Origin of the sequence: Arthrobacter sp. 18067 (assembly GCF_902706295.1) — a bacterium.
Lineage (GTDB): Bacteria > Actinomycetota > Actinomycetes > Actinomycetales > Micrococcaceae > Arthrobacter.
On sequence record NZ_CACSJJ010000002.1, the window covers coordinates 165,726 to 191,167 of the forward strand.

The 25,442-nt window shown below is 62.6% G+C and carries 21 protein-coding genes; 5 read left to right on the top strand and 16 right to left on the bottom strand.

Translation table 11 applies throughout. The annotated features are described in order from the left end of the window. Positions 1-9: 9 nt before the first annotated feature. The 12 genes from GVL04_RS03275 to GVL04_RS03330 all read right to left on the bottom strand — a co-directional run bounded on the left by GVL04_RS03275 (position 10) and on the right by GVL04_RS03330 (position 13,583). Positions 10-2,028, bottom strand: a complete 2,019-nt coding sequence (locus tag GVL04_RS03275) for a YafY family protein (RefSeq protein ID WP_200846733.1) — start codon at positions 2,026-2,028, stop codon at positions 10-12. A gap of 96 nt (positions 2,029-2,124) precedes the next feature. Next, positions 2,125-2,520, bottom strand: a complete 396-nt coding sequence (locus tag GVL04_RS03280; protein WP_011774867.1) for an FKBP-type peptidyl-prolyl cis-trans isomerase — start codon at positions 2,518-2,520, stop codon at positions 2,125-2,127. An 87-nt stretch (positions 2,521-2,607) separates the two neighbouring features. Then, positions 2,608-3,528 (bottom strand): FKBP-type peptidyl-prolyl cis-trans isomerase, encoded by a 921-nt coding sequence (locus GVL04_RS03285; protein WP_200846734.1) that lies wholly within the window; start codon positions 3,526-3,528, stop codon positions 2,608-2,610. A gap of 129 nt (positions 3,529-3,657) precedes the next feature. After that, complete coding sequence (gene pafA / locus GVL04_RS03290; protein ID WP_159699525.1) at positions 3,658-5,022, bottom strand: Pup--protein ligase; 1,365 nt, start codon at positions 5,020-5,022, stop codon at positions 3,658-3,660. A gap of 1 nt (position 5,023) precedes the next feature. Beyond that, entirely contained in the window at positions 5,024-5,731 is a 708-nt protein-coding gene (prcA, locus tag GVL04_RS03295) for a proteasome subunit alpha (RefSeq protein WP_159699528.1), read from the bottom strand. Position 5,732: 1 nt separating this feature from the next. Then, the gene (prcB, locus tag GVL04_RS03300; RefSeq protein WP_159699531.1) at positions 5,733-6,542 is read right to left on the bottom strand and encodes a proteasome subunit beta; all 810 of its coding nucleotides are present in this window, start codon (positions 6,540-6,542) and stop codon (positions 5,733-5,735) included. Between the two features lie 78 nt (positions 6,543-6,620). After that, on the bottom strand, positions 6,621-6,824 hold the full coding sequence (locus tag GVL04_RS03305; protein WP_159699534.1) for a ubiquitin-like protein Pup: 204 nt from the start codon (positions 6,822-6,824) through the stop codon (positions 6,621-6,623). A gap of 119 nt (positions 6,825-6,943) precedes the next feature. Beyond that, positions 6,944-8,563, bottom strand: coding sequence for a depupylase/deamidase Dop (gene dop, locus GVL04_RS03310; RefSeq protein ID WP_159699949.1), 1,620 nt, complete (start codon positions 8,561-8,563; stop codon positions 6,944-6,946). A 50-nt stretch (positions 8,564-8,613) separates the two neighbouring features. Beyond that, entirely contained in the window at positions 8,614-10,422 is a 1,809-nt protein-coding gene (gene arc, locus GVL04_RS03315) for a proteasome ATPase (RefSeq protein ID WP_159699537.1), read from the bottom strand. Between the two features lie 97 nt (positions 10,423-10,519). After that, positions 10,520-11,584: a tRNA (adenine-N1)-methyltransferase gene (locus GVL04_RS03320; protein ID WP_159699540.1), complete on the bottom strand. Its 1,065-nt coding sequence runs from the start codon at positions 11,582-11,584 to the stop codon at positions 10,520-10,522. 115 nt (positions 11,585-11,699) lie between these two features. After that, positions 11,700-12,863 carry a site-2 protease family protein gene (locus GVL04_RS03325; RefSeq protein ID WP_159699543.1) on the bottom strand — a complete coding sequence of 388 codons (1,164 nt, stop codon included), beginning with the start codon at positions 12,861-12,863 and terminating at the stop codon, positions 11,700-11,702. Next, on the bottom strand, positions 12,864-13,583 hold the full coding sequence (locus GVL04_RS03330) for an HAD family phosphatase (protein ID WP_159699546.1): 720 nt from the start codon (positions 13,581-13,583) through the stop codon (positions 12,864-12,866). Positions 13,584-13,706: 123 nt separating this feature from the next. Between GVL04_RS03330 and GVL04_RS03335 the strand changes: the two genes are divergently transcribed. Next, complete coding sequence (locus GVL04_RS03335; protein ID WP_159699549.1) at positions 13,707-14,612, top strand: PAC2 family protein; 906 nt, start codon at positions 13,707-13,709, stop codon at positions 14,610-14,612. A gap of 89 nt (positions 14,613-14,701) precedes the next feature. Here GVL04_RS03335 and mshC read toward each other — a convergent pair whose 3' ends face one another. Continuing rightward, entirely contained in the window at positions 14,702-15,979 is a 1,278-nt protein-coding gene (mshC, locus tag GVL04_RS03340) for a cysteine--1-D-myo-inosityl 2-amino-2-deoxy-alpha-D-glucopyranoside ligase (protein WP_159699552.1), read from the bottom strand. Between the two features lie 15 nt (positions 15,980-15,994). Next, positions 15,995-16,828 (bottom strand): undecaprenyl-diphosphate phosphatase, encoded by an 834-nt coding sequence (locus GVL04_RS03345; protein WP_159699555.1) that lies wholly within the window; start codon positions 16,826-16,828, stop codon positions 15,995-15,997. A gap of 52 nt (positions 16,829-16,880) precedes the next feature. Between GVL04_RS03345 and GVL04_RS03350 the strand changes: the two genes are divergently transcribed. Next, a complete protein-coding gene (locus GVL04_RS03350) occupies positions 16,881-17,813 on the top strand; it encodes an aldo/keto reductase (RefSeq protein ID WP_159699558.1) in 933 nt (310 codons plus the stop codon). Positions 17,814-17,820: 7 nt separating this feature from the next. Here GVL04_RS03350 and rfbA read toward each other — a convergent pair whose 3' ends face one another. Then, the gene (rfbA, locus tag GVL04_RS03355) at positions 17,821-18,687 is read right to left on the bottom strand and encodes a glucose-1-phosphate thymidylyltransferase RfbA (protein WP_159699561.1); all 867 of its coding nucleotides are present in this window, start codon (positions 18,685-18,687) and stop codon (positions 17,821-17,823) included. A gap of 53 nt (positions 18,688-18,740) precedes the next feature. Here rfbA and rfbB point away from each other — a divergent pair, with 53 nt between their 5' ends. The 3 genes from rfbB (at position 18,741) to GVL04_RS03370 (ending at position 24,089) form a co-directional block, all read left to right on the top strand. Then, positions 18,741-19,739, top strand: coding sequence for a dTDP-glucose 4,6-dehydratase (gene rfbB / locus GVL04_RS03360; protein ID WP_159699564.1), 999 nt, complete (start codon positions 18,741-18,743; stop codon positions 19,737-19,739). Between the two features lie 3 nt (positions 19,740-19,742). Beyond that, positions 19,743-21,152: a bifunctional dTDP-4-dehydrorhamnose 3,5-epimerase family protein/NAD(P)-dependent oxidoreductase gene (locus GVL04_RS03365; protein WP_159699567.1), complete on the top strand. Its 1,410-nt coding sequence runs from the start codon at positions 19,743-19,745 to the stop codon at positions 21,150-21,152. A 72-nt stretch (positions 21,153-21,224) separates the two neighbouring features. After that, positions 21,225-24,089, top strand: a complete 2,865-nt coding sequence (locus GVL04_RS03370; protein WP_327785610.1) for a WecB/TagA/CpsF family glycosyltransferase — start codon at positions 21,225-21,227, stop codon at positions 24,087-24,089. Here the strand turns inward: GVL04_RS03370 and GVL04_RS03375 are convergent, their stop codons facing one another. Beyond that, on the bottom strand, positions 24,090-25,433 hold the full coding sequence (locus GVL04_RS03375) for a hypothetical protein (RefSeq protein WP_159699570.1): 1,344 nt from the start codon (positions 25,431-25,433) through the stop codon (positions 24,090-24,092). Positions 25,434-25,442 lie beyond the last annotated feature (9 nt).

The following is a 25,442-nucleotide window of genomic DNA, read 5'->3' on the forward strand; positions in this document are numbered from 1 at the left end:
CTGAACAGTCTAGCCAGCCGGGCGGTCGGAAGGATCGTCGTACTGGGAGAGGGCCGCGTCAAGCCAAGTGCGGGCTTCCGCCCGCAATGACTCCGGGGCGAGGATCCGCGCAGAGCCCCCATGCTGTGCCACGAACATTGGGAGCCAGCCCGCATCGCCGAACCGCACCTCGGCGAGGAGGCCGCCGTCGGGCAGTTGGGCTGTTCGCTCGGCGTAATAGTCATCTGCCAGTCCGGCACCCTGGCGGGTGAGCTGCAGGAGCACCAGGCCATCGTCGTCGCTGGGCGTGAACAGCCGGGCCGGAAAGTCCTGCCCGGCCGTTGCTGTGCCGGAGGCAGGACGGCCGTTTGCTTCCACTGCTTCCACCCTGTCCAGCCGGAAGTTCCTGATGCCCGCCTTACTGTGGCAGTAGGCTTCGAAGTACCAGGTGTTGTCCAGGGAGTAGAGCCGCAAGGGATCAACGTCCCTCTCCGTCAGTTCGTCCCGTTGCCGGGAGAAGTACCTCAACCGAAGTTGTTGGCTGTCCCTGATCGCTTGGGTAATGGTGGCGAAAGCCTGCGACTGTTCGGGCGCCACTGATTGGCCGGCTACGGAGCCCGCCAAACGCCCGGCCTGTCCTGCTGCGCCGGTCAGCTTGAGGGTCACCGATTCCAGTGCGCTGCCTGGCCCGTCCTCGGACATGCCGGCCAGGGCAGGCAGGTCTCCCAGCATTTCCAAGCCAGTCAGCAGCGCAGCGGCCTCTTCCTCGCTGAAGCGCACCGGACGGTTCAGGTCCAGGTGCTCAGAGATGTAGACGTGGTCGTTCTCCCACTGGATGTCCAGGAGATCATCGGGATAACCTTCCGGGAGCCCTGAGCAGATGAGGATCTTGAGGTCGTCGATCAGAGCCTTGCGCGTGATGCCAAAATGGTCTGCGACTTCCTGGATGTGCAGGCCCTGATGATGGACCAGGAAAGGAACCAACTGGAGCATCCTGGCCAGTTGATCCTCGGATGTCCGCTTCCGGGCACGTGGCACCTTCTCAGAGTCCGGGAACGCCACGGGCACGGGTGGTTCGGCGTCGAAGTTCACCGCACCCTGGAGTCGGCGCACGACGGCGGCACGCAGCTCGGCCGGACCCTCCACCTTCACATGGGGACCATAAGAGGCCAGTTCCTCGGCCAGGACCTCGGGATCCCGGAAGTCCACGACGAGACGGTCACGGCTGTCCTCTCCTGGAGCCGGTTCCACATGCGCGGCCCTTTTTCGCAGGGCCAGGAGCCGGTCGCTGTCCACGTCGAGGGCGGCGTGCTGGATTGGCAGCTCATTGAGTGAAGCAAGCTCGGCGCGGGCGTTGAAGCCATCCGGAGCCTCGAAGCTGCTGCCGGGCACAAGACTCACGGCGGTTGTCATCCGGGAAAGCCTGAAAAGCCGTTTGGCCTCCCTCCCCCGGTCAAAGCCCACGAGGTACCACTGGCCGAAGCGGCTGCCAAGTCCCCAGGGCTCAACATCCCGCACCTCCTCGCGCCCGGTGCTGACCGCAAGGTAGCCGAAGCGGACGGCCTGCCTGCCGTGCATGGCTGCCACGACGTCGTCGAAAGCTTGTCCCGCCGGCCGGATCCGCGGCTGCACCCCCGATGGGAGGTCGACGTCGGTGAAACCACCGGCCGCCTGAAGTTTGCGGACGGCATTGGTGGCCGCCGTGCCAAGCGCAGCACGTTCCCATAGCTGGGCAGCCAGCAGGAGGACCGTGCACTCGGCCGGGGTCAGGCTGACGTCGGGAAGCCGGTTTGAATCCTTACCGATGCGGTAGCGGGTTGTCGCAGGATCTTCTGCGCCGAAGCTGCGCGGATCCACCAACGTTTCGATCTCAAAGCCAAACTGCTTCAGGTCCACTTTGTCGCGCTCGAACATCCGCCCAAAAGCCACATCGTTGGCAGCGGAATCGCGGTAGACCTTCTCACGCAGGACAGAGCGTGGAAGCCCCACCCTGGTATTGAGCAAAGCCAGGAGAAGGTTCAGAAGTCGTTCAGTGCGGGATGCGGACACCCTTGCTACGTTACTAAAGACCTGCGGGAAAGCAGCAAGGCGCGTCACCGACCGGTGAAACCGGAAGGTAACGCGCCTTGCTAAGAGCTTTCCGCCTTAGCGGACTGCTACGAGGTCGACCACGAAGATCAGGGCCTCGTTGGGCTTGATCGCTCCACCGGCACCGCGGGAGCCATAGGCGAGCTCGGAAGGGATCTCCAGGCGGCGGCGGCCGCCGACCTTCATGCCCAGCAGGCCCTGGTCCCAACCCTGGATGACCTGGCCGACGCCGACCCGGAAGTCCAGCGGGGCGCCGCGGCCCCAGGAAGCGTCAAATTCTTCACCAGTGGACCAGGCGACGCCTACGTAGTGGGTGGATACGGTGTCGCCGGCCTTGGCTTCCGTGCCGGTGCCCTCGATGAGGTCCGTAATGACGAGGTCCGTGGGGACGTCGCCTTCCGGGAAGTCGATTTCCGGCTTGGTGCGGTCGAAATCACGCTGACCAAATGACATGGTGGCTCCTTGTTGTGAGGGGACGGATGGGTGTCAGGAACAAGCTTAAGCCAGTCCCAAACGGACTTGTCGAAGTTTCAGTTCCGGTTACTTGACGCCAAGAATGTCCACGACGAACACGAGGTCGCCCTTGGCTTCACCTTGGCCGGCTTCGCCGTAGGCCAGATCCTGCGGAATGACCAGCAGGACGCGGGAGCCGACAGTCTTGCCTTCAAGGCCCTGGGTCCAGCCCTTGATGACTCCGGTGAGCGGGAAACTGGTGGACTCCCCCCGGTCGTAGCTGGAATCGAACTTGGTGCCACCGGTGAGGGTGACGCCTACGTAGTTGACCGTCAGGGTGTCGGAGGCCTTAACGGCAGCGCCTGTGCCCTTGATGAGGTCCTGGGCGATGAGTTCCTTCGGAGCAGCAACGCCTTCTACCGAAATCTGGGGAATGCCCTTGTCGTCTTCCTTCACGGTGGGAAGCCCTGCCGGAGGAGTCACAGTCTCGCCTTCGGGCTTCTCCAGCACCGGTGCGGGATCCTTCGCTGAGACCAGCTTGAAGACGACCAACTGCGTGGAGGCGGGGGCAGACGCCGCGGCATTGCCCGGTGCCGCAAAGGCGATTTGGGATCCAATCTTGGCTCCGACAATCGCGTTGTAGATTTGCTCGTTGCCGGTCTTCAACTCGTCAGTCAGTTCGATTGGTTGAGGGCCGTTGGCATAGGCATCTTCCACGGTCTTGCCGTCATTGCCGTCCACGGCAAGGTACATCAGCTCGGCCGTCTGTCCGGCCTTCACGCGCTCACCATCGCCTTCGACAACCATCTTGACGGTCGGTTCAGTCACAGTGAGGGGCTTGGAGAATTCAACGCCGGGTGCTTTGTCGCCGTTGTCCGTTACTTTCACGGAGTCGAGCTTTGAGGTGTCACCGGCAGACTGGCTGGTGGGCTCGGCGGCCGGAGTGCTTCCTCCGCACGCGGTGATGAGCAACAGGGCAGGAAGGAGAATTGCTAGGAGTCGGCGCACAAAAAAGACACTTTCGTCGGGGCAAGGGACACTCGGAAAGGCGCGTTGCGCATCCAAGCAGTGTGGCTCTTGGAAAGAGACCACTATCCAGAATAGCCCGTGAAGCTGGGAGCCAGCTTATAAAGCCGGTCAGCCCATGGAGTCCAATAATGCATCCACCCGCTCGTCAACGCTCCGGAACGGATCCTTGCAGAGAATTGTCTGGTGCGCCCGGTCGTTGAGTTTCAGGTGCACCCAATCAACCGTGTAGTCACGGCCCAACTCCTGGGCGCGGCGAACAAAGTCCCCCCGCAGCTTTGCCCTGGTTGTCTGGGGCGGCGCGTCCACGGCGTCCTTGACATCCGTTTCAGTGACCAGGCGCCGTGCTGCCCCCCGCGCTTGCAGCAGGAAGAAGATCCCACGTTGACGCGAGATGTCGTGATATGTGAGGTCGAGCTGGGCGATGCGTGGTGAGTCAAGGCTGAGGTCATGCCGGTTCATGTAGCCGTCCATGAGCTTCTTCTTGATGGCCCAGTCCACTTCGGTATCGATGGTGCTGGTATCTCCGCTTTCGATGGCGTCGAGCGTTCGTTGCCAAAGATCCAGGATGAGTGGCACGTGGGCGTTGTGTGCGCCATTCGTGGCGACGAACTCAGTGACCTTGCCCAGGTACTCGCGCTGGATATCCAGGGCGGTGAGCTGCCTGCCGTTGGCAAGCCTGACCAGCGCGCGGCCTGTGAGGTCATGGGAGATTTCGCGGATGCTGCGAATAGGGTTCTCCATCCGCATATCCCGCATGATCACCCCTGCCTCGATCATGCGGAGGATAAGGTCCACTGTTCCCACTTTGAGGAGCGCGGAGGTTTCAGACATGTTGGAGTCCCCCACGATCACGTGCAGGCGACGGTAGAACTCAGCGTCCGCATGTGGCTCATCGCGGGTATTGATGATGGGGCGGGACCTGGTGGTGGCCGAAGACACGCCCTCCCAGATGTGATCGGCACGTTGGGAGAAGGCAAACGTGGCACCGTGTGGCGTCTTCAGCACTTTTCCCGCTCCCGCAATCAGCTGGCGGGTCACCAGGAACGGAATGAGGATCTCGGCCAGGCGGGAGAACTCCCCCCGCCGCGGAATCAGGTAGTTTTCGTGGCTACCGTAGGAGTTTCCGGCGGAGTCGGTGTTGTTCTTGAAGAGGTACACCGTGCCGTTGAATCCCTCCGCCGCCAGCCTCGCCTGGGCTTCGTCCACGAGATCATCCAGGATGAGTTCACCGGCCCTGTCATGGGCGATCAGCTGTGCGAGGTCGTCACACTCGGCCGTGGCGTACTCAGGATGCGAGCCCACATCCAGGTAAAGCCGTGAGCCGTTGGTCAGGAAGACATTGGACGACCGGCCCCAACTGACTACCTTGCGAAAGAGGTAACGGGCCACTTCCTCAGGGGCCAGAGGACGCGAATCCGGGCTGGAATAGGAGATTCCGAATTCCGTTTCGATGCCAAATATTCTCTTATCCATCTCAAGCCTCCTCGGCGAGCAACAGGGTCATGTCCTCAGGCAACAGCCGGCGGAACGCCCTACGGGAACCGCGGTGGCTTTCGGACCCGCGGTACAGGACTGCAGCCTCGACGGCGGTAGACGGCAGCGCGTCAGCCTCCTTGTCAGCAGCCAGGGCGCGCAGTGCCAAACGCATGGCCCCGGCCAGGCTGAGCTCGGGCTCCCAAGCCCCACTGACGACGTCGGAAATCTGGTCTGCAAGCCCGCCCATGACAACGAAGCCGTTCTCATCGGCAATTGAGCCATCGAAGGTCAGACGGTAAAGGTGGTCCTGTTCCTGTGCCAGACCCACTTCGGCGACTGCCAGTTCCACTTCAAACGGTTTCTGTTCCGCCGTGAACACGGCGCCCAGACTCTGGGCATACACGCTGGCCAGACCGCGGGCGGTGACATCTTCACGATCGTAGGAGTATCCGCGGACGTCGGCGTAACGGACACCTGCTTGCCGGAGGCTTTCGAATTCGTTGTACTTGCCCACTGCTGCGAAAGCGATTTTGTCGTAGATCTCGCCGATCTTGTGCAGCGAGGGCGACGGATTCTCCGCGATCAAGGCGATGCCGTCGGCGCAACTGATCACCACCACCGACCGGCCCCGTGCGATGCCTTTCCGTGCAAAGTCAGCACGGTCCTTCATCAGCTGTTCGGGAGAGACGTAGAACTGCTGGGTCATCTCAGGCCTCCCGTCCGGCGATGGCCCGCGATTCGACGATGGCGCCGGCTATGGCGGCCAGGTCGCGTTCCGGAACGCGGCGGTTGCCGGCACGGTTGACAGTGTAGACAACAGGCCACAGTTGGCGGACCGGGTCAGGTCCGCCGGTGGCGGAGTCGTCGTCAGCAGCATCGTAGAGCGCCTCCACTGCCACTGCCACTGCGGCTTCTTCGGAGAGATTCGGCTTCCACAGCTTCTTCAGGGCGCCGCGGGCGAACACCGAGCCGGAACCAACCGAGTGGTGTTCCTGCTCTTCGTAGCGGCCGCCGGTGACGTCGTAGGAGAACAACCGGCCGACTCCGGACACTTGGTCGAACCCTGCGAACAACGGAATGACCGCCATACCCTGCATTGCCATGGGCAGGTTCCCGCGGATCATTGCCCCCAGGCGGTTGGCTTTGCCCACCAGGCTCAGGAGCGTGCCCTCGATTTTCTCGTAGTGCTCCAGTTCAACCTGGAAAAGCCGCGTGATGTCGATGGCCAGGCCCGCCGTGCCGGCGATACCCAGGACAGAATACTCGTCGGCGGGAAACACTTTCTCGATGTGCCTGCTGGCGATGACGTTGCCCATGGTGGCCCGGCGGTCTCCAGCCATCAGGACACCTCCCGCATATGTCAGCGCCACGATGGTGGTGGCGTGAGGCGACGAAGGAACCATGCCGGCTGGCAATGATTGGCTGAATGGAAGTAGTTCGGGACGCGAGCGTTGGAGATGCTCCGTAAAGGAAGACGTTGCCTGGGTGGCCAGGGGGCCGGTTGATGGGTCCTGCATTGCTGCACTCCTTCGACTCTGCGTTCCGATGCCCGGCGGCCTCACGCCGACCGGGCAGTACTTACGGGGTGGGTCTGGTTACTGGCCGCCCTTTTGCACGAATGCCCGGACGAACTCTTCAGCGTTCGATTCCAGGACGCCGTCGATTTCATCGAGGAGGTCATCCACGCCTTGCGTTGCGTCCGATGCCTGTGCCCCGGGCGCTGCGGGTGGGGCCTCCGGCACGTCTACTTCAGTTTCGGTTTCCCTTGACTGCGGTTGTTGCTGCTCCTGAGCTGCCATTTTCTTTCTCCCTACTGTCAGTCTCCTGATGCCGGAGACTTCCTACTGCCATATTGCCACGCTGTGGGCTGCTGCGTACGGCTTTGGACGGGCACGAATGTCGCTGTGCCGTTTCAGCCTCAGCTCCTGGCCGGCGGCGGGTTTTGGCCCATCAAATCGGCGAGGAATGAGCCGGCGTCCTGGTGACGGTCGAACAATGCGCCGGTCAACGCCCGGGTTCCACGCAGCGGTTCACGGGTAGGCACCCTCTGCAGTTTTCCCAACCCGGGAACGTCGAAAATTACCGAGTCCCAACTGGCGCCGACCACGTCTTTGCCAAACCTGGAAACACACCTTCCGCGGAAGTACGCGCGGGTGTCCGACGGCGGCTCGGTCACCGCCCGGGCGATGTCGCCGTCGTCGACGATCCGCATCATGCGGTCCCTGGACAGCAGCCTGTAGTACAAGCCCTTTTCCGGCCGGATATCCGACCACTGCAGGTCCACCAAACCGAGCCTGGCGTCGTCCCACTCAAGTCCGTCACGGTTTCGGTAGCCTTCCAGAAGCGATCTCTTGGCTACCCATTCGACGGACGAGGCAGCGGCACTGATGTCGCTGCCCAGCGTCGTCAGTGTAGATTCCCAGTGCGCCAGGACTTCGTGGGTGTGGCCATCGCCGGTAACCGAGTCCGCCACGCCTGTCTCCTGCGCAAGTTTGGCCGCTGCCTCGTAATACATCCATTGGATGTCAAGGGCCGTCACTCTTCGGCCGTCGAGCAACCTTACTGTAGCTGTGAGCGTCGTGTCGTGGCTGATCGCTTGGAGCGCCTGGACGGGCTCGTGAACCTCGATCTTTGGAGCCTGCCCGGCCTCTATGAGGCTTAGGACCATGGCTGTGGTACCGAACTTGAGGTAGTTCGAGGCCTGGCTGAGGTTGGCGTCTCCGATGATCACGTGGAGGCGGCGGTACTTGTCAGCCGTTGCGTGGGGCTCGTCCCTGGTGTTGATGATGGGACGCCGGATGGTTGTTTCCAGCCCCACCTCTGCCTCGAAGAAGTCCGCCCGTTGGCTGATCTGGTAGCCAGGGGTAGAGCTGTCCTGTCCCAGTCCAACCCGTCCGGCACCACACACCACTTGGCGGGACACGAAGAACGGTGTCAGGCCACGGATGATGTCACCGAACGGCACGGATCGCGGCATGAGGTAGTTCTCATGGGACCCGTAGGAGACGGACTTGTTGTCCGTGTTGTTCTTGTACAGGTTGATGGGAGGCAAGCTGGTGTCAGCCGCGACTTTCCGGACCGTTGCCAGAGCCACCAGGTCACCGGCAGCATCCCAAGCGACGGCGTCGCGCGGATTCGTCACTTCCGGGCTTGAATACTCAGGGTGCGCGTGGTCCACGTACAGGCGTGCTCCGTTGCCGAGGACCATGTTCATCAGCAGGGAACCGGACTCGTCGGCTCCATCGAGCTCCAGTTCCTGGCGACCGTACGCCAAGGCGACAGCTTCGGCGTCGAGCACTGGCGGCTGGTCCGTCAGCTGGCTGGGATCCGCGGCAGACCTGTCCAAGGTCCAACCGCGGGCATCGTGCAACGGTTCCTCGTCGGTGTAGTCCCAGCGAGTCTCGGCTCCCCCGGCTGCCCGCTGCCGTGTAACTGTGGCGTACGCCTGGATGATCCTCGCGGACATCATGGTGGCATTCGCCCCGGGCGCCGACGGCGCATGGATTCCGTATTCAGTTTCCGAGCCCATGACACGCATGGCGCCGCCGGCGGGCAACTTTTCAGCAGGCGTACCCTCGGGTCTTGCTGTCACAGGTACTGGCCCGTGTTGGCGGTGGTTTCAATCGACTTGCCTGGTTCCTGGCCGGCCTTGCCCTGGACAATAGTGCGGATGTACGTAATCCGTTCACCCTTCTTGCCCGAGATCCTGGCCCAGTCGTCCGGGTTGGTGGTGTTCGGCATGTCCTCATGCTCGCGGAACTCGTCAACCACGGCTCGCAGGAGGTGCTCGATCCGCAGGCCCTTTTGGTTGTTGGTCAGGAGGTCCTTGATGGCGTATTTCTTGGCGCGGTCCACCACGTTCTGCACCACGGCGCCGGAGTTGAAGTCCTTGAAGTAGAGCATCTCGGTATCACCGTTGGCGTAGGTGACTTCGAGGTACTCGTTGGATTTCTCCGTGGAATACATAGCTTCGACCGTGCGCTGCACCATGGCATCGACAGTTGCCTGAACGTCTCCGCCGTACTCGGCCAGGTCCTGGGCGTGGAAGGGCAGATCCGTGGTGATGTACTTGGCAAATATGTCCGCTGCTGCCTCGGCGTCCGGGCGTTGGATCTTCACTTTCACATCGAGGCGACCGGGGCGAAGAATAGCGGGATCGATCATGTCCTCACGGTTGGAGGCGCCAATGACAATGACATTGTCCAGACGCTCCACGCCGTCGATCTCGCTCAGCAACTGGGGCACGATAGTGGTTTCGACGTCGGATGAAACTCCGGTACCGCGGGTGCGGAACAGTGAGTCCATCTCATCGAAGAAGACGACGACGGGGCTGCCATCCGAAGCCTTTTCACGGGCACGGGAGAAGATGAGGCGGATGTGCCGCTCAGTCTCACCCACATACTTGTCCAGGAGCTCCGGGCCCTTGATGTTCAGGAAGTAACTCTTGAGGTCAGTGTTGCCGGCGCGCTCGGCGGCGCGGGCGGCGAGGGAATTCGCTACCGCCTTGGCGATCAGGGTCTTGCCGCAACCCGGAGGGCCATACAGCAAGATGCCCTTGGGAGCCTTTAACCCGTGCTCGCGGTAGAGGTCCGGGTGCAGGAAGGGCAGCTCTACGGCGTCGCGGATCTGCTCGATCTGTGGGCCGAGGCCGCCGATGTCCTGGTACGTAATATCCGGGACTTCTTCGAGGACGAGGTTCTCCACCTCGGCGCGCGGAACCTTCTCCAGGGCGTAGCCGGTCCGCGAGTCAAGCGACAGTGCGTCGCCGACCTTCAGGTGGACACTTTGAAGTGCACCGGAAAGCCGGACTACGCGTTCCTCGTCGGCTCGACCCACCACAAGGGCGCGGTCTTTGCCCAACATTTCCTTGAGGGTGACCAGTTCGCCGGCGCGTTCATAGCCCAGTCCTGCCACCACCAGGAGCGCCTCGTTCAAGAGGACTTCCTGCCCGACTGCCAGCTGGTTGAGGTTGACCAACGGGCTGACGCCTACACGCATCTTGCGGCCCGCGTTGAAGATATCCACGGACTCTTCGGTAGCAGCCTGCCCGGAGCTCCCGGCGACTGCCTGCTTCCGTGGGTTGATCTGCACCACGGTTCCGAAGCTGTAGGGCGGTTGGCCCTCCTGCTCCAAGGCACCCTTCAAGCGGAGAATCTCGGTCTTGGCCGTTTCCAGCATGCTCACAAGCTTGCCGTTGTTCTGGGTAGCAGCTGCCAATTGGCGGTCAATGTGGCGAAGCTTGTCCCGGAGGATATTGATTTGCCGTTCGGCAACAGTCAGTTCACTCGAGGGGTCGGGCGGTTGGACAGCTGCAAGCCCCCGGCTTGCCGCTTCTTCCGCTGCAGCGTGTGCTTCTTCCGGCGTTGGCCGTCCAAGGTCGTTGTTTGACGTATCCACGATTCATCAGCCCCTTCCTGCGCTTAACAAGACCTTAGTCCCGAAAAGCGCAGGGTGCTTGGTGACATCCGGAATGCGGACCCTATTGTGACCTTTCTCAGTTTGTGACTGAGGGATCATCCTGGACGTTGGTTCCGGCGATGGCGTCGCGGGCTGCCCGGCGGAGTTTTTTGTCCGAGACGGAGCGCTCCCCCACAGCGCCAGGCGTCCACGCGTTGAGGTCCTCTGCGCTGAACTCGGTCTTGGACGGGCGGCGCTTGACGGAGATTCCAGTGACTCCATCGGCGAGGCGGCGTGTGACCAGCAGGAATCCGGTATGGGCCACCATGCGGTGGTCCGGCCGTACGGCCAGACCTTCAAGGTGCCATCCGCGAACCATGGACTCCCAGGCGTCAGGCTCAGTGAAGCGGCCATCAGCGCGGATGGCCTCGGCCGTGCGGGACAACTGCGTGACGGTTGCTACGTAGTTGATCCAGACCCCACCGGGAGCAAGGACCGTGGCAACAGCATCCAGGCATTCCCAGGGCGCGAGCATGTCCAGCACTACGCGGTCAACCGAGCCAGGGGCCTCGGCTTTGACCACCTCTTCCTGGAAGTCGCCCAGCGAGATCTGCCATGCGGGGTGCGGTCCGCCGAAGATGGTCTCCACGTTTCCGCGGGCGATGTCCGCGAATTCTTCGCGACGCTCAAAGGAGTGGAGGTAGCCTCCGTCGCCCACGGCGCGCAGCAGGGAAATGGAGAGTGCGCCGGACCCGACTCCGGCCTCAACGACGCGTGCTCCGGGGAAGACGTCCGCCATCGTGACGATCTGGCCCGCGTCCTTCGGATACACAACAGCGGCGCCACGGGGCATGGACAAGACGAAGTCGGAGAGCAGCGGACGCAGGGTCTGATACTGCTGGCCAACGTTGTTGCTGACTACGGAGCCATCCACCTTGCCGATGATCTCATCATGGTTCAGGAAGCCGCGGTGGGTGTGGAAAGCGCCGCCGACCTCCAGGGTGATGGTGTTCATGCGGCCGCGTTCATCCGTGAGCTGGACCCGCTCGCCGACGCGGAAAGGCCCGCGGCGGCGCGCGGCACCCGTCGGCTGCATGGCCTGGCCGGTGCCTGCCTCGTGGGTGCCTGCGCTTGCTTCGGGGGCGGCGGTTTCGCTGCTCATGTACTGTTCCTCGCTCCTGTACGGCTGTGCCGCAACGTCTTGCCGGCGGGTGGGCGCCAAAAATCCATGGGTTCTTCGGTAAAACCGCCGGCATGCAACTCTACCGGCAAGGGTGTCAGGCGCGCCCGCTCCGGCGGGCTTCCTTACCTGTAATGGCCGTCACTACTGCTTGCTGGCGGAGAAGGCCCGTGACGATTCCGTTGTGATCCACCACAGCGTATTCGCCGCCCTCCAGTCGTGCCAAGTACTGGATCAATTCCTGGCCCTTGGACCATTCCGGGACATACGCCCCGGCGCCGAGGGCGTGCGCTACTGCGGTGACTGGCGTCGTCGTCGTTGATTGCGGAGGCACAGCGGCTGCTGCTCCGAAGTCGACCACGCCCTGCGGCTTGCCATCCGGTCCGCAAATCACGACGGCGGGACTCCCGGCCGGCGAAATGTCCAGGACGTCTGCGACGGTGGCCGAGTTCGGCACGCCAACGGCGCGCTCTGCCAGTCCAGCGGCACTCACGAGGTAGAGGCGGCTGCGGAGCTTGGCGTGGTGGATCGAACTGGATGCCCCCATCCAGAGGAAGCCGCAGACGAGGACGGTAATAAGTGTGAGGCTGATGTCCAGGGGCGTGCCGCTGATAAGCGGCAGTCCGATGAACCAGATGACCAATGCGGCAACGATGATGCGGCCAGACCACCCGGCGGCGATCGTGCCCTTGTCCTGGCTTCCGGTTGCTTTCCACACCGCCGATTCAACCAAGCGGCCGCCGTCCAGGGGCAAACCGGGAAGGACATTGAACAAGCCGATCAGGAGGTTGGCCCACATCAGGATGTTGGCAAGGATTTCCGATACGCCGCTTAAGCCGCCGGAAGAAAGAACGCCCCACATTCCGGCCGCGAGGACGAAGTTGGAGGCTGGTCCGGCCAAGGCGACCACCACCGAACGTCCCGGTGAAGCCGTGAAATTCTCGAATTGGGTATGTCCGCCCCAGAGGTTCAGCACGATCTTTTCCGTCGGCCAGTTGAAGGCCTTTGCGCTGAGCGCGTGTGCCAATTCATGGACCAGAACCGAGACGGCGAGCAGCAGGGCATAACCCAAGGCCACGAAGTACGCCCCCAGGCCGAGCTCCGGCATCCGTATCAGCAGTGCCGGGCCGTAGACAATCACCGTGAAGCCGGCAATCACGAACCACGAGTACGCCAGGTAAACCGGAATACCGGCGATCTTTCCGAGGGGAATGCCGTCCTTTTTGGTGGCGGCGTGGTGGGGCGTGGAGGAACTGCTCACCTAGTTGGCCCCTTCAAGCAGGTTCCCGGCTGCGAAGCGGTCAACGACCAATTGCTGGACATCCGATGCAGTCCGGTCAACCAAGGTGTCCCACATGATCATGCGGTGGTCCTGGGGCAGGGGTACTTGGTGGGGAATTCCTACCGTCACCACGCCAGAGGCGATGGCAGCCGTTGCCCCTGGTACGGAGTCTTCCAGGGCGACGCAATGATTGATGGTCAGGGACGGGTCATCCAGGCGGAGCCGTTCGACGGCCGTGAGGTACGCCTCGGGGTGCGGCTTTCCGTTGGCGACGGTATCCCCCGTAACCATGAACTCGAAGTAGGGCTTGGGAAGGCTTTCCACCACAACTCCAGCGAGGGGGCCCTCGGACATGGTCACCAAGGCGCAGCGGATGCCGGCCTGATGAAGTTCATCCAGGAGTTCACGCGCCCCTGGACGCCACGGGACTTCATTGCGGACCTGTGTGATGACCTGGGCGCTGAGCGTGTCTACGATTTCGCGGGCTTCAAGCCGGACGCCCGCGGCTTGAAGGACAGCGGCCGAGTGCAACAATGACTGCCCCACCAGCTGCATGGCCTGCTGGTGCGACCAGCTTCCGCCATGGGACTCCACAAGCGCGCGTTCGGCAGCGATCCAATAGGGCTCGGTGTCAACGAGTGTGCCATCCATATCCCAGAGCACGGCTTTGAGGAGGGGCTGGCTGGGTAACGAATGCATGGTTTCCAGTCTACGTGGAACCTGGCCGACGGCCGTCCGTGCTTTGCGCTGTGGGCGAATCGGAGACACGCATTGACGTCAAATGCCATGCATCCGCAAGGGTCTTGGACGTAGGGTGAGTGGATGAACAGTGTGGACGGGACCCCCGAAGGGCAGGACATCACCGCGGAGCCCGAGCGTTTCCTCAAGGAACCCGCGGAAGGCCAGCGTGTCACCGTAATGCTCGCCGCATTCGAGGGCTGGAATGATGCCGGCGAGGCCGCCAGCGATGCGCTGCACTATTTGAACAAGCTCTGGGACGGCAAGAAGGTTGCCACGGTGGACGCCGAGGAATACTACGACTTCCAGTTCACCCGGCCCACCGTGCGCCGTACATCCTCGGGTGCCCGCAAGGTCAAGTGGCCCTCCACCCGGATCTACAAGGCAGCGGTTCCGGACAGCAACGTGGATGTGGTCTTCGTACTCGGCACTGAACCCTCATACCGTTGGCGGGCATACACCACCGAATTGCTGGTCCACGCGGAAGCACTCAAGGTGGACTCCGTGATCCTGATTGGCGCCTTGCTTGCCGACGTCCCCCATAGCCGACCTATTCCGGTGAGCACCACCACCGAGGACAGCTCGCTGCGGGAGCGCCTGAACCTCGAGGCATCCCAGTACGAGGGGCCTGTAGGTATTGTCGGCGTGCTTGCGGAGTTCGCCATGCTGGCGGGGTTGCCGACAGTTTCCCTGTGGGCGGCAGTTCCGCACTACGTTGCCCAGCCGCCCTCCCCCAAGGCCCAGCTGGCGATCCTGCACAAGGTGGAGGACCTGCTCCAGGTTCCCCTCGATAGCCAGGCGTTAGCCGAAGAGTCAGAGGCCTGGGAACGCGGAGTGGACGAACTCGCCACCGAGGACCCCGAGATTGCAGCCTACGTGCGGCAGTTGGAGGAAGCGAAGGACACGGCGGACCTGCCGGAAGCCTCCGGCGAATCCATTGCCCGCGAATTCGAGCGGTACCTTAAGCGGCGGGGCAAAGAGCGCCCGTAAGAACCAATCCCAAAAACATGCAACGGCCCTGACATTGCGTCAGGGCCGTTGGTGTTTCGTGCCGATGGTGTTTCGCGCGGTTTCGCGTCTTAGAGTTCCACGCCAAGCAAAGCGTCGATGGCGTCCATCACCAAGGCTGTGTCCTGGGCGGACTTGTCCGCGCCCGAGCGCAGCGCTTCCTTTGCCCAGTAGTCGACGGCGGCGATGGCTCCGGGAGCGTTGAGGTCATTGGCCAACTCATGGCGCATGGCTGCCACCAGTGGTCCTGCCGAGCCCGCCGGGGCTTGCTCCGCGGCCTCACGCCACTGTGCCAGCCGGTCTTTGGCGGCCGCGAACTCCGCATCGGTCCACGACCAGTCAGAGCGGTAATGGTTGGCAAGAATGGCCAGGCGGATGGCTGCTGGTTCCTCACCGGCCGCGCGGAGCTTGGAGACAAGAACCAGGTTGCCCTTGGACTTGCTCATCTTCTCGCCGTCCAAGCCCACCATGCCGGCATGCGAGTAGTGCCGTGCCAGCGGGACACCGGAAAGGGAGTACGCGTGGCCGGCTCCCATTTCGTGGTGCGGGAAGATGAGGTCTGATCCGCCGCCTTGGACGGTGAAGGGTGCCGGGAGGTACTTCTGTGCGATAACCGTACATTCAATGTGCCAACCGGGCCGTCCGTCGCCAAGGGTTGCCCCGGGCCAGTTGGGTTCGCCATCGCGGGCCACACGCCAGAGCAAAGGATCCAGGACGTTGCGTTTGCCTGGCCTCGCAGGATCGCCGCCGCGCTCCGCGAACAAGGTCAGCATCTCCGCTTCGCCAAGTCCTGACACATCGCCCAAGGTCCAGGCGTCGGTGGCGTCGGAGCGCTTGCCGGCCATTTCGACGTCGTAATACACGTCGCCGTCGGGTTCGCCGTCCGCTCCTTGAACGCGATAGGCGACGCCGTCGGCGATGAGGCGTTCAATGGCGGGCACAATGTCCGGGATCGCCTCTACAGCACCGATGTAGTGGTTTGGCGCCAGGACGTTGAGTGCGTCCATGTCGGTCTGGAACAACTCGATCTGGCTTTGCGCCAAGTCGCGCCAGTCCACACCCGTGGCGGTGGCGCGCTCCAGAAGGGGGTCATCGACGTCCGTGACGTTCTGGACATACGACACCCGGATACCGGAGTCGCGCCATACCCGGTTCAGGAGATCGAAGGCCACGTAGCTGGCCGCATGTCCCATGTGGGTAGCGTCATACGGCGTGATGCCGCAGACGTACATGGATTGTTCCGCCTGCCGTTCAACCTCCACCACACGGCCAAGGGCTGTGTCGAACAGTCGAAGTTGCGGCATGCTGCCGGGCAGCTCAGGAACAGGGCGGGAGGTCCACGATTTCACGACTCAACCATAGTGCTAGGCGTCGATCACATTGAAACCGAGCAGGACATACAACGCCAGGCCAAGGAGAATCCGGTACCAAACGAAGAGCCGGTAGCTCCGCGTGGAGACGAACTTCAGGAACCAACCGATGATGACGTAGCCCACCACAAAGGCGATGACGGTGGCGAGGGCGGTCTCAGGAAGGCCGTAAGGACCGGACAGCCCCTCATTCGAAATGGTCTTGTAGAGCTGGTAGAGGCCACTGCCGAACACAGCCGGAATGGCCAGAAGGAACGAATACCGCGCAGCAGCTTCACGGGTGTAGCCCATGAGCAGCCCTGCCGTGATGGTTCCGCCTGACCGGGAGACGCCCGGAATCAAAGCCATGGCTTGCGCGAAGCCGTACAGGATGCCGTGCTTGTAGCTCAGTTGTGTGAGGTCCCTCTCCTGCCTGCCGATGGCATCGGCGACAGCCAGGATCATGCCGAACACAATCAGCATGGTGGCAACGATCCACATACTGCGCAGCACGGACTCAATCTGGTCCTGGAACAACAGGCCCAGGACGATGATCGGCAGGCTGCCCAGAATGACCAACCAGCCCATGCGGGCATCCGGATTGCTGCGCTCCACTTTCCCTGTCAGGGAACCAAACCATGCGCGAACGATTCTGACGATGTCGCGCCAGAAGTACACGATGACCGCGGTTTCGGTTCCCAGCTGCGTGATCGCAGTGAAGGCGGCACCCGGGTCGGCGGCACCCGGAAGGAATGAGCCGACAATCCGCAGGTGCGCACTTGAAGAGATCGGGAGGAATTCGGTGAGGCCCTGCACCAGGCCCAGCAAGGCTGCTTCTATCCAGTTCACGTGAATAGACCCTACGTCATGAAGACTGGGAACTGCCCGTAAGCTAGCAGCTATGCAGCAGCGTTATGTCGGAAACAGCGGGTTCCGTGTGTCCTCTTTGTCCCTCGGAACCATGTCCTGGGCCCAGGAAACAGACGAACAGGACGCTGCCGAAGTGCTGCACGCTTTCGTTGCTGCCGGAGGCACTGTGGTTGACACCGCTGCTTCTTATGCGCAAGGCCAGGCCGAAGCGATGCTGGGTTCCATGCTGGGTGATGTGGTGGCCCGCTCCGAACTGGTCATCTCCACCAAAGCCGGTGTGTCGTCGTCGGACTCCCGGCGCAGCATCAACGCTTCCCGCGGGGCGATGCTGTCCGCACTGGATGCCAGCTTGGCCAGGCTGGGAACGGACTACATCGACATCTGGTTCGCCCATGAGTGGGACGCCAATGTTCCCTTGGACGAAACCCTGTCAGCGTTGGAACTCGCCCAGCGCAGCGGCCGTGCCCGCTACGTCGGAATTTCCAACTACAACGGATGGCAGACAGCCAAGGCCGCTGCCGTGGCCGGATTCACGCTGGTGGCAAACCAGTCGGAATACTCCCTGGTCCAGCGCCGGGCTGAGGAGGAACTGATTCCCGCCGTGGAAGACGCGGGGCTGGGGCTCATGGCCTGGGCGCCGCTGGGTCGGGGCGTCCTGAGCGGGAAATACCGTGGACAGATTCCGGCCGATTCGAGGGCAGCGCAGAGCCGTCTTGCGGCCTATGTTGAGCCGTACCTCGAGCCGAAGGCCTCCCGGGTGGTGGAGGCGGTGGCGATGGCCGCCCGCGGACTGGGGCGGTCTCCCCTGGACGTCTCCCTGAGCTGGTTGCTCTCACGCCCGGGCGTCGCGACAGCTGTTGTCGGCGCCAGGAATGCCGTACAAGTCAAAGAACTGCTGGACGCGCAATTGACCGTTCTTCCCGCAGAAATTGCCCGAGCCCTCGAAGACGTGTCCGCCACGTAGTTCGGTGCTATCGGCGGTCCAGGATGTCCAGAAGGTAGTTCCCGTACCCACTCTTGGCGAGTTTGGCAGCCTGTTGGCGAAGTTCGTCGTCGCTCAGGTATCCCATCCGCCACGCCACTTCTTCCGGAGCGCCGATCTTCAGACCCTGCCGGTTCTCCGTGGTGCGGACATAGTTTGAGGCGTCGTTCAAGTCGCTGAAGGTTCCCGTGTCCAGCCAGGCGGTACCCCGCGGAAATTTCTGCACGTGCAACTGGCCCAGTTCCATGTACTTGCGGTTGATGTCCGTGATCTCCAGTTCCCCACGAGGGGATGGCTGGAGGTCTTTCGCCATGGCGACCACGTTGTTGTCATAAAAATACAAGCCGGGGACCGCGTAATTGCTCTTGGGCGCGGTCGGTTTCTCCTCGATGGAAACCGCCAGCCCCTCGTCGTCGAATTCCACCACTCCATAGGCGGACGGGTCCTTGACCCAATAACCGAAGATGGCGCCGCCGTCGACGTCGGCGTAGTGGCGCAGCTGGTTGCCCATGCCGGGGCCGTTGAAAATGTTGTCCCCGAGGATCAGCGCCACTTTGCCGCTTCCAATGTGATCCTCCCCAAGGATGAAAGCCTGGGCGAGGCCGTCCGGCGTCGGCTGCTCCGCATAGCTGAGGTTGATGCCGAACTGGGATCCATCGCCGAGGAGCCGCTGGAACTGGGCTGCGTCCCCTGGCGTCGTGATGACCAGGATGTCGCGGATCCCTGCGAGCATCAGCGTGCACAGGGGGTAATAGATCATGGGCTTATCGAACACGGGAACCAGCTGCTTGCTGATTCCGAGCGTGATGGGGTGGAGCCGCGAACCCGTTCCACCTGCAAGAACAATTCCTCGCAAACCAGCCGTCCTCACCTGTGCCCAGTCTCGCCGCGGGCGGCTACTCTAGGGCCATGCAGAGAATCCTTGTCACCGGCGGGGCCGGATTCATTGGATGCAACTTTGTCCACTACATCATGGAGCACACTGGCCTGCATGTCACGGTCCTGGACAAATTGACCTATGCGGGCAGCATCGAATCGCTCGCCGGGCTGCCTCCCGAACGCTTCGACTTCGTCCAAGGCGACATCTGCGATGCCGCCAGGGTTGACCCTTTGACTGCCGCCGTGGACGCGGTAGTACATTTCGCGGCCGAGTCCCACAATGACAACTCGCTGGCGGAACCCCGGCCTTTTGTTGACACGAACTTGCTGGGTACCTTCACGCTCATTGAGGCCGCACGCAAACACGGCAAGCGTTTCCATCACATCTCCACGGATGAGGTCTATGGAGACCTGGCCCTGGATGATCCGCACCGCTTTACGGAAGATTCCGTGTATCGGCCAACCAGCCCATACTCGGCCACGAAAGCAGGCTCGGACATGTTGGTTCGCGCATGGGTCAGGTCATTCGGCCTCCAGGCGACCATCAGCAATTGCTCCAATAACTATGGCCCCTACCAGCATGTGGAGAAGTTCATTCCCCGGCAGATCACCAACATTCTGGAAGGTTCCCGGCCGCGTCTTTACGGCAATGGGCGCAACGTCCGGGACTGGATTCACGTTGAGGACCATTCCTCAGCCGTGGTGGCGATTCTCGAACGCGGCCGCGTTGGTGAAACTTACCTGATAGGAGCCGACGGTGAACGATCCAACCGCGAGGTCGTGGAAATGATTCTTTCGCTGATGGGGCAGCCGCGCGATGCCTACGACCCGGTGAGTGACCGTCCAGGCCACGACCTTCGCTACGCCATCGATTCAAGCAAACTCAGGCGGGAACTTGGCTGGTCGCCGCGGTATTCGGATTTCGACGCCGGCATCGCTGACACCGTGCAGTGGTACAGGGACAACGAAGATTGGTGGCGCCCACAGAAGGCTGAGACCGAATCCAAGTACGCGGGTCAGGGCCACTGAACCGTGGAACCGGCACAGCAATTGCGGACAAGGACTACGCCTATCCCGGGCTTGTTGCTTTTTGAGCTGCCGGTTCATGGGGATGACCGGGGCTGGTTCAAGGAGAACTGGCACCGGAAGAAAATGGCGGACCTTGGGCTGCCGGATTTCGGCCCGGTGCAAAACAATATTTCCTTCAATGCTGCCCGCGGTACCACCCGTGGCATTCACGCCGAACCATGGGACAAATTCATTTCCCTCGCCTCCGGACGTATCTTCGGCGCGTGGGTGGACCTGCGCGAAGGACCCACCTTTGGGACGCTGTTTTGTGCGGAGCTGACAGCCAAGGACGCGATCTACGTCCCTCGAGGGGTAGGCAACGCCTTCCAGACGCTTGAGGACGACACCGCGTACACCTATCTGGTCAACGACCATTGGAGCGCGGAGGCACAGAAGGACTACACCTTCCTGAATTTGGCCGATGAAGAAGTGGCTGTCCCGTGGCCGATTTCCTTGGACAAAGCGGTGGTGTCTCCACAGGACCGGAGTCATCAGGGATTGTCCGAAGTGGAACCCATGAAGAGGCGGCGGACGCTGGTCCTTGGCGCGGATGGTCAGCTCGGAAACGCCCTGCGGACCTCTTTTGCAGGTGATCAAACGGTGGAATTTGCGGGAAGGGAGCAGTTCGACATCACGTCGGAAGCATCGTATGCGGCAACCGACTGGCGGAAGTATTCCACCATCATCAACGCAGCAGCATTCACGGCAGTGGACGCTGCAGAGACCGCCGACGGCCGCGCAGCTGCCTGGAGGATCAACGCAACTGCCGTGGCCGTGTTGGCGAGGACCGCCGTCGAACATTCCCTGACGCTGGTTCATATCTCCAGCGACTATGTGTTCGACGGCACGGCGGACGTTCACCGGGAAGATGAGGACCCCTCGCCCCTGGGGGTCTATGGCCAGAGCAAAGCTGCTGGCGACGTTGCCGTGGCGACGGTGCCGCGCCACTACATTGTGCGCACCAGTTGGGTTGTGGGCGAGGGCCGCAATTTTGTCCGCACCATGGCTGCGCTGGCGGCACGCGGAGTTTCACCGTCGGTGGTGGATGACCAATGGGGCCGGTTGACTTTCGCCACGGACATCGCGGCGGGGATCCGGCATGTGCTCGAAACCAAGGCCCCTTATGGGACGTACAACCTCAGCAACAGCGGCGAACGGCAGTCGTGGGCCGACATTGCCCGGGAGGTGTATCGCTTGTGCGGGGCCGATCCCGGTTTGGTGCAGACCGTCAGTACCTCTGAGTACTTCAGGCCAGGCACCGCTCCCCGTCCGCAGAGCAGCGTCCTGGACCTGTCAGGAATTCGAGCCAGCGGTTTTGATCCGCCTGCCGCCGCCCAACGGCTTGCTGACTATGTGGCGGCACTGAAGCCCTAGCGGAGTCCGGCAAAACGGCCTAAAGTTGCCCTACGGCAGCCCACAATGTGGCGGGGCCGGGAGACAACTCAAGTGAACAAGTTGGTTGGGCAGCACCCGCTGTCCGCGGCGATCCAGGCAGTGCAGCAGCCTCGGATCGCCGGCATCAATCGTTGTGCCCTGAGTTGGTCCCTGAAGCCTGGAGAGCCGAGAATGCTGCTGCCGAAGATCGCGCCCCGCAAAGACGTACTCCCCCAGCGTCACCCTGCCTTGGACAGCAAGGGCGGCGCCACGCTGTTCGCCCCCCAGGGGCGGTCCCCTGTAGTCCCGCCTGATGATCGGTGGGTGAATCTCGGCGGAGCCCCCGTAAAGCTGATGGAAAATGATGACGCCTTGCGTGAAATCCTGCGCCGCGCGACGGCCGCTGATGCGAAACCGCTGGGTGTTTGTTCTGCCAACCTCGATCACATCCGGCACTTCGGCGCCGGCAGCCGGTGGGTGGGCACCCTGGACCAGCCCGCATCAGTTGAATGGCTGACCCTGCTCGATGGTGCGCCCCTGGTTTCGGAAGCCGGGAGGCTCACCGACCGTGCCTGGCCGCGCCTGGCGGGAAGCGATTTGGTGGGCCCTTTGCTGGATCATGCCGAGGAGCAAGGGCTGCGCGTGGGATTCCTGGGCGGATCGCCGGAAGCCCAAGGGCTCATCCGGAACAGGTTTGCCGGGGAGCGTCCCGGCCTGATAGTTGCAGGTTGGTGGGCCCCGGAGCGTTCTGTACTTGGTGATGTGACCGCATCCTCGCGTTTGGCAGCTGACATTGCCGCCTCCGGTACGGACATCCTCGTGGTGGGTTTGGGCAAACCCCGGCAGGAGCTCTGGATTGCCGAGTACGGGCAGTTGACGGGGGCCAAGGTTTTGCTCGCGTTCGGTGCCGTTGTTGACTTCCTCGCCGGCCGGATCAAGCGCTCCCCGGTATGGGTGAGTGCCCATGGTCTGGAATGGGCCTGGCGTTTGATGCTTGAACCACGACGCCTGGCCCGGCGATACCTGGTGGACGGACCGGGTGCATACCTCACCCTGCGGATGTCCAGTAGTGCAGCTTTGCCCGTTTCGGCGACCGGTTCAACGGGCGTGATCCCGCGAACCGAAGTCCCAGCCGTCCCGGAGCACGGGCCCAGCCGTGTTCCGGGATCGTTCCTGCCGGCCGGGACAAAGGCCGACGTCGCCGTGATTGTGGTGACCTACAACAACGCCGACGACGTCCAAGCCCTGGTCTCCAGCCTGCGCGGGGAAACCGGGGAGCAGTCACTGAAAGTGGTGGTGGCCGATAACTCCCCCGATAACCTCACCATGGCCGAAGTGGCCCGGCATCCTGACGTCGTCGCCGTGAGCACTGGGGGGAACCTTGGATACGCCGGCGGAATCAATGCTGCCATGCATATGGCCGGAGACGCGGACGCCTACCTCATCCTCAACCCGGACCTGCGCGTGGAGCCCGGTGCGGTTGCTGCCCTGCGCCGAAGAATGGCACTCTCCGGCGCTGGAATGGTAGTTCCGGTCCTTCTGGACGACGACGGCAGCGTGTACCCATCTCTGCGCCGCGAACCGGGCGTTCTGCGAGCGCTGGGTGATGCGGCCCTGGGCGGCCGGGTTCAGGGCAGGCCGGGGTGGTTGTCCGAGATGGATTTTGATCCGGAGAGTTACCAGCATGCGCACTGTGTTGATTGGGCGACGGGTGCGGCGCTGCTGATCCGTGCGGATGCCACGAGGGAGGTGGGTGACTGGGATGAGCAGTTTTTCCTGTATTCGGAGGAGACGGACTATTGCCGAAGGGTGCGGGAGACGGGCCGTTCGATCTGGTTTGAGCCTTCCGCCCGGATGTGGCATGAGCGTGGGGGCTCCGGTACGTCGCCGCAGTTGACGGCGCTGATGTCTGTCAACCGGGTGCGGTATGCGGAGAAGTATTGCGGTCGGCGCAGGCTGACGGCGTTCACTGCGGTGGTTTTGGCTTCGGAACTTGTCCGTCTCCATAAGCCCGGGCACCGTGAGGCTGCCTTGGCTGTGCTTGACCGCAAGCGGTGGCGTGGGTTGCCGCAGGCTACCCGTGGAGGTGGTGCTGGGATGGCTGGCGGGAGACCGCCATCGGGTGCCGTGATCATTCCTGCGCATAATGAGGCCACTGTGATTGCCAGGACCCTTGGGTCGCTGGAGGGCGTGATTGCGTGGGGCACTGTTGAGGTCATTGTGGCGTGTAATGGCTGTACGGATGGGACGGAGGCCATTGCGTCGACGTTCCCGGGGGTGCGGGTCCTGCGTGTTGGTGCTGCTTCCAAGACCGCGGCTTTGAACGCCGCAGATCAGGCGACGAACCGTTGGCCCCGCCTTTACCTCGATGCGGACATCGAAGTCAGCACCGAGGCCCTCCACACGGTCCTGAAGGCTCTTGACGGCGGGCCGCTGCTTGCTGCCCGTCCGTCCTTCCGGTATGACACCAGAGGTGCCTCTGCGCTGGTGCGGTCCTATTACAGGGCCAGGAGCCGGATACCCGGCAACGCCCAAGGCCTTTGGGGTGCGGGGGCGTATGCCCTCAGCAGGGGCGGGCATGATCGGCTGGGCGCGTTTCCAGCCCTGACCGGGGATGACTACTACGTGGACCGGCTCTTCGCAGAGGACGAGAAGGCAGTCCTGCCCACTGAGCCTGTGGTGGTGAGGACGCCGCGGACCAGGGGTTCCCTGCTTGCTGTTCTGCGGCGGAGCTACAGGGGAAATGCGCAACAGGACGGGCAGGAGTCTGAGGCGACGACGTCCCGGACTGTGCGGGAACTGCTTTGCTCCGTCAGGGGTCCGCTTTCTGCCGTTGACGCCGCCGTTTACGCCGCCTTCGCTGCTGCCGGCCGCCGTCGTCCGCTGTTGGCTCGCAGGCCTGCCACCGCCTGGGAGCGGGACGACAGCAGCCGGTAATCAGAAGCCGCAGCTCCCGCCGCCTTCGATGCGGTAGAGGTGTACGGCGTTTCCGTCGGAGAAGGTGTCTGTGAAGCTGCCGTCCACCACGGGAATGGTCCGGTTTTCGTCGAGGACGACGGCGGTGCTGCCGCCGCACTGGACGTGGAAGGTTGCCTGCCCGCCGGCCTGCTTGTTGGCGCCGGCGAAGATGTAGACCTTGTCGTCGTGCAGTTTGGTGGTGAAGTCCACGGGGCCGGTGGCCGTGGTGGCGCCGTCGAGGAAGGGCCCGTTGAGGACAGGGGCAAGCTCTGTGATTTGTTTGTTCAGTGCCGTTACTGTTGGCCGGACTTGGGTGCCGCAGTCACGGAGTACGTGCTGGGAGATGCAGTCCCCGCCGAAGTTGTGGTTGAAGTAGATCACGCCCCTGGCGCCGTGGATCAGGCTGCTCCATACTGCTGCCCGAATCTCTGGTGCAGTGATGGTTGTGGCGTTGGGCGAGTCCTTGAAGGGGTGTCCGGCTTCCACGAAGGCCCAGATGGGCGTAGCGTTTCCGGCTGCCTGCAGTTTTCGGATGCGTTCGATGGTCCAGCCGTAGTTTGCGGCGAGCCTGCATTCTTCCTGTGTGAGGTCACGTGTGTAGCCGACGATCGCGCCGCCTTCACCTTTGGCGCAGATACTGGGGTCCGTGAACCAGTAGGTATCTGCGGAGACAACGTCCTGGATGCCTTTGAAGAACTCCACGGATTCCTCATCGGAAAGCCAGAAAGCCACGCCTTTACCGTAGTTGGCATACAGCATGACCCCTTGTGGAGCTACTGCGCGGCGTTCCTTCTGGACGGTGTAGCCGCATTTGCTTTCCTCCGGTACGCAGAGCGGACCTTCACCGGGATATTTGCCTGTCCACGGCGCGCTGCCCGGTCCTGCCCACATGTCCACTTCGTCGCTGAGGGCGAAGCCTGAGGCATCCGCGGAGTCGAAGGTGGGGATGGCATACATACCCGACGCCTTGACCAGTTGGAGGTCGGAATTGGCGGTTAGCTCGACGTAGGTGTTGAGCCCGGCTTCGGTGTCCAAGGCGATATTCCCCTTGTCCAGGACACTTTCGAACCATACGGCGATGGGGAAGTACGTTGGATCGGCGGGAAGGCTGTCCCTGAACTGTGCGTAGTAGTCCGCGCCACCATCGACGGGGCGCAACGCCACTGCGTCAAAGCTCGCAGGAGGGCTGGCTGTGGTGCTGGTTTGACCGCCGTTGGGCGTTCCTGGCCCGGTGAAGGGTTGAACGCCGCTTGCGGCAGCGACCGCTATGACAAGGCTGGCGAGGACAGTTCCCCCCAGGATGCCTGCTGTCCTTGGTTTCACTGGCTGCCT